The sequence below is a fragment of the Faecalibacterium sp. Marseille-Q0746 genome, assembly GCF_017377595.1.
GTDB classification, from domain to species: domain Bacteria; phylum Bacillota; class Clostridia; order Oscillospirales; family Ruminococcaceae; genus Faecalibacterium; species Faecalibacterium duncaniae.
The window spans coordinates 1-4,555 of record NZ_JAFREI010000042.1; the positions used below are offsets into that span (position 1 = coordinate 1).

Annotated in this window: 4 protein-coding genes, 1 tRNA gene and 1 rRNA gene; 2 read left to right on the plus strand and 4 right to left on the minus strand. The window is 53.4% G+C overall.

Going from position 1 to position 4,555, the window contains the following annotated elements; genetic code table 11:
- Positions 1 to 10: 10 nt before the first annotated feature.
- Together rrf and J3351_RS13875 are read left to right on the plus strand one after the other, a co-directional pair.
- Positions 11 to 127, plus strand: a 5S ribosomal RNA gene (gene rrf / locus J3351_RS13870).
- 38 nt (positions 128 to 165) lie between these two features.
- Positions 166 to 238, plus strand: a tRNA-Lys gene (locus tag J3351_RS13875).
- A 165-nt stretch (positions 239 to 403) separates the two neighbouring features.
- Here the strand turns inward: J3351_RS13875 and xerC are convergent.
- From xerC to J3351_RS13895, 4 genes are all read right to left on the minus strand, one after another.
- Positions 404 to 1,792, minus strand: coding sequence for a tyrosine recombinase XerC (xerC, locus tag J3351_RS13880; protein WP_207697989.1), 1,389 nt, complete (start codon positions 1,790 to 1,792; stop codon positions 404 to 406).
- Between the two features lie 16 nt (positions 1,793 to 1,808).
- Entirely contained in the window at positions 1,809 to 2,123 is a 315-nt protein-coding gene (locus tag J3351_RS13885) for a helix-turn-helix domain-containing protein (protein ID WP_055192342.1), read from the minus strand.
- Between the two features lie 42 nt (positions 2,124 to 2,165).
- Positions 2,166 to 3,431 (minus strand): plasmid recombination protein, encoded by a 1,266-nt coding sequence (locus J3351_RS13890; RefSeq protein ID WP_118554328.1) that lies wholly within the window; start codon positions 3,429 to 3,431, stop codon positions 2,166 to 2,168.
- Positions 3,432 to 3,806: 375 nt separating this feature from the next.
- Positions 3,807 to 4,555 (minus strand): DUF5906 domain-containing protein (locus J3351_RS13895; protein ID WP_242699435.1); only part of this gene is annotated, 749 nt, incomplete at its 5' end.

Below are 4,555 nucleotides of genomic sequence, written 5' to 3' on the forward strand. Positions count from 1 at the left end.
AGTCATATTGGTCGGTGACGATGACGGTGAGGTTCCACCTGTTCCCATTCCGAACACAGAAGTTAAGCTCACTCGTGCCCAAGATAGTTCGCTGGAAACGGCGCGTGAAAATAGGTAGTCGCCGACTCAAATGTCGGGATGTTTGAAACCGCATCTCGACAATATGCACCTCTAGCTCAGTTGGTAGAGCAACTGACTCTTAATCAGTGGGCCTAGGGTTCGAGTCCCTGGAGGTGCACTTACAAAAGAGCGTTGAATCGTAAGATTTAACGCTCTTTTTCGTTATGTAACCCCGAAAAATCGGGGTCTGCACGGTCAATGCACGGTTTTTGCACGGTCGGCTTTTTCGTGGGAATCCTCTGCATAGGCTGGAATTGCTTTGAAATGCGTGGTAAATTTTGCATCAGGTCAGCAGTGCCAGACGGAGCTGCGCCTTTACCTCTGGGTCGGCGTTCTTCAGAAGTTCCAGCAGAGCAGTCATAGAGATGGTTGGTTCGCCTGCGGCGGGTACAGCCTGTGGGCTGGGGGTGTCGGGCTTGGCATAGAAGCCGCTTTCAAACTTCTTGCCCAGCTCCACACGGGAGGACTGCTGGATATGGGCGTAGGTGTTCACCAGCATATCTGCCGTTGCGTGTCCAGTAGTTCCCTGCACCGCCTTCACATCGCCGCCGGAGATCATCAGCTGATAGGTCGCACTGGAATGACGCAGACCGTGGAATACGATACGTGGGAACTCCGGGTGTGCGTCCTGCCATTTCAGGAACTTCTTGCGGATGAGCACAGGCTCCACCGCCAGGCCGTTGGGCAGACGGAACAGCATTCCGCTGTCGTGGTAGCGTGTCGGGTCCTTCCTCTCGTCTGCTGCCAGTTGATTCAGCCACTTCTTCAATTCCTCTTTCAGTGCGGAGGTCATGAAGATGGTGCGGCAGGAAGATGCCGTTTTGGTACTTTTCAGGATGAGGGAAGTGGTGCTGCGTTCCAGCTTGTCCGGGAATACCTTGATGATGCAGCCATCGTCTACTTGTTTCAGGGCTTCTTTTCGCACCCGCTGCATGGACTTGTTGATACGGAACGTTCCGATGCCATCCGCAGCATCAAAGTCGATATCCTCTGGGGTCAGACCCACGATCTCGCCCTCTCGCAGTGCGCCCACCAGTGTGAGGTGGACTGCCAGATGCAGGATAGGGTCATCCATGCTGTCCAGAGCCGCCCGCATTTCCTCTACCGTCCAGATGGAGCGCTCCTGCGTGGACTTCTTGGGGCTGTCCACGGGAACAGGACTCTTAATCAGGATTCCCCACTCCACGGCATACTGGAACGCTGTTCCCAGCAGCCGGTGCACCTCATGGATAGTCGTGCCGGAAAGAAACCGCTGTTTCTGCTTTTCGGTCAGTTCTTGCTTCTTTCCCTCGATATACGAACCGCAGGGCGTTTTGCTCAGGGTCGTATAGAGGTTTTCCATGTGGTAGGGCTTGAGTTTCTGCATCTCCATGCTGCCGATATAGGGGATAATAAGGTTCTGAATGGTGGAAAGGTTGGATTCGTAGGTTTTGGGTGCCCACTTGTGTTTGCTGCACTGCTTGGGCAGCCAATCCATGAGGAACTCTGCTACCGTCACAGAGGACGGAATCAGGAAAGTACCAGCCGCCAGTTCATGCTCGATTTGCTTTTTTCGGTTTGTTGCCTCCTCTTTTGTGGGAAAACTCTCCCATTTGTCGCAGCTCTTGCCGTGCTCATCTTCATAAGTGTATCGGACGCTGTAAGAGTTGCCGCGCTTCGTAATATATGCCATACTGTTTGCCTCCTTATCAAGCTGCCCGGTAGAGCCACGCATCGAAACTGTCTTTCGGTACACGGATGCTTCCGCCTACCCGCAGGACACGGAATTCGGTGGTGCTGTTGCACAGGTTGTAAGCAGAGCGCAGGCTGATGGCCAGCATTCGTGCGATCTCTTCCACCGTGTACACCAGCTTCGTGGTTGCTGGGCTGTCAGTCGGAGACTTGACGGCATTGGTTTGAGTGACCACCTCCATTGTAGTGAGATTCGAGTCCTTTTGCAAGAACTTATTCGTATAATCGGAAGATTGCACAGGGACGGTCATAGAATTACGGTCAAAATCCATAAGCATTGCTCCTTATATTGTCATATCATCTAAAAATTCAGCTTAAAGTTCTACATCCTGCCCACGCTTGCGGTTTCGCTGTGGCACATTCATGGTGCGCTCCTGCTTGGGAGCAAGAATCTTTTCCAGAAAACCGCGCACCAGTTCAGGAGCACGGTGGAGCGCATCCAGATAGGGCTTTACATCGTACCACAGGTCGTGGTACTTGTTGCTCCAATGAATGGCTTCCTTCTTGGCGGTGGAAAGTTCTTCTTTCAGGCGGCGGTTCTCTACGTCCATCATATAGCCGTGGTCAGCCTGTTTTTTCAGTTTGGAAAATTCTTCTTCGGTCAGCGAGTAGTTGCCGAGGAAGGTGCGCTTGCCGATATAATCCAGATCACGCGCATGAATGAGGGCTTCTTTCGTGAGTGTGGCCTTTTTCTGCACAGCGGCAAGTTCCTTCTCCTTTTTGGAGAGGGTCTGACTGGTTTTAGCAAGCGACTGTGCTTGTTCGTCGGCTTGTGCAGTCAGGCTGTCCAGACGCTCCTGCTCCCGCTGGACTTTGAACTGGGTGACGGTCAGGTGTTCTTCAGTGCTGCCGCGTTCACCGCGCTCTACATCCGTGTACCCGGCGTTGCGCATATAGTTGAAGAAATCGTCTTGCAGGACACTGTACGACTTCTTCAGGACTGGCTTGCCGTTCTTTTGCAGCGCAGGCTTTCCGGCATCGTCCAGCAGGGGCTTGGATGCCCACTTCTTGCTCCGGCTGACCTGCATGACGGTCTCCTTGACTTTGCCGACCAGAGCCTTGTCCTTGCAGCGTTTCGACCACAGGATCTGCTTTTCCACCACAGGCACATAGACCACATGAAGATGGTAGTGGTAGACCTCCCGGCCTAATGCTTCGGTCATGGCGCGGTTGATTTCATCGGCGTGCATGACAGCCGAGAGAATATACTGCTCACCGCCCACGATTTGAACGGCTGCTTTGTAGGCATCCTCATAGAACTGCTTGGCGAACTCATAGCCGCCGTGATTGTCAAAGTAGGCAGAGTTGACATCAAAGACAAGTTCACAGTAGTGGATAGCATCCGGCTTCAAGCCGCGCGTGGAGATGGTTCCGGCGGCTTCCAGTTGGGCGAATAGGTCGGTGTAGCTGGCAGTTGGCTTTTTGAAGTGGACGTTCCATGCAGTGCGCTGGGGGATAATGTCGGGGTTCCGATAGCTGTCCTTTTCACGCTCATTGTGCTGCTGGGTGTTGCCAACGGCCTTGTCCGAAACGGCGAGATTCCGGACACTGGTGCGGTCAACGCCATCGTTTCTTGCCAAAGGGCATCCCTCCTTTCAAGGTTCATCGAAAGGTGACGGGGAACGAAGATGCACTTCTTCGGAAGTGTAATAACCCACTATAACACTTTCATCCCTATGGGCTGCAAAGTGTAGTGGGCTCTTCGAGGACTCTCCGAGGGGGAACGCCTCCTGCGGGAGAGCTACAATCAAGTTCGCACAATGCGAACTTGATTGCTCCGTACGCATCTGAAAAAATTGCGTACGGACTTCAAATAACCTGTACGGTTCGTACGACGTACGGAAATGCGAAATATAAACGATAACACGTTTTAAAACGCTTTAATTCGCCGTACAGATGCGTACAAGTACAGACCGTACAGGTTGTACGAACTTCTTCTGTGAAAAATGCACTTTTTACGGGCAGGGGTGGACAAGCGGTTCGATGCCTACAAAACCCCGCACCCTGCGGCCACCGGGCAGATAGATGTTGTTGGTGGCTTCAAGGTTATAGCGGCGGTCATTCTGGCGCAGTTCGGCGCTGAAACGGATCGCCGATACGCTGTGGCATGCGTTGTCCTCGCACCACTGCTTATAAATGTCGTAGAACTCCTTGGAACTGATGGAGTAGTCCGCCTTGAAGCGGAAGTAGCCCTCGGATTCCATGAAGTCGATGACATTGTTGCTGCTGCGTTTGATGGTGTCCACGTTGGCGGCGGCTCGTTCGCTGACCGTGAAGCGGAAGTTGTTCTGCACCAGCCGGTGCAGCCCTTCCAGACACCAGAGCAGGATGCCCTCCAATTCGGCGCACATCTTCTCCACAAGGAAGGGATCGTCCATGCGGTCGGCAGGCTTGTCCTTAGTGGTCAGGATAAGTTGGCGGCGAAAGAAGCCGTCCGAATGGTCATACAGCGAGGTCAACGCGCCGTTGCCAAAGCAGAGGAACCGGGCGTAGATGTCCCGCTGGTAGCTTTGGACACCCTTGCGCTCCAAGTCCAGCTTAGCCTCGGCGGTCACGATGGTCTTAATATAATTCGTTTTGGGCAGGGCGTTCATGTCCATGTCATCGTCGATCATCAGCAGGCGGCGTTCCAGATCGGCACGGGCAAAACGGTTATTCTCCACTTTCTGGACGCTGCCATTGCTGGCGGCATCTCCCATGAGCC

Coding starts and splice junctions, on each gene's coding strand:
- xerC (WP_207697989.1), bottom strand. CDS start 1,792: ATGGCATATATTACGAAGCGCGGCAACTCTTACAGCGTCCGATACACT.
- J3351_RS13885 (WP_055192342.1), bottom strand. CDS start 2,123: ATGGATTTTGACCGTAATTCTATGACCGTCCCTGTGCAATCTTCCGAT.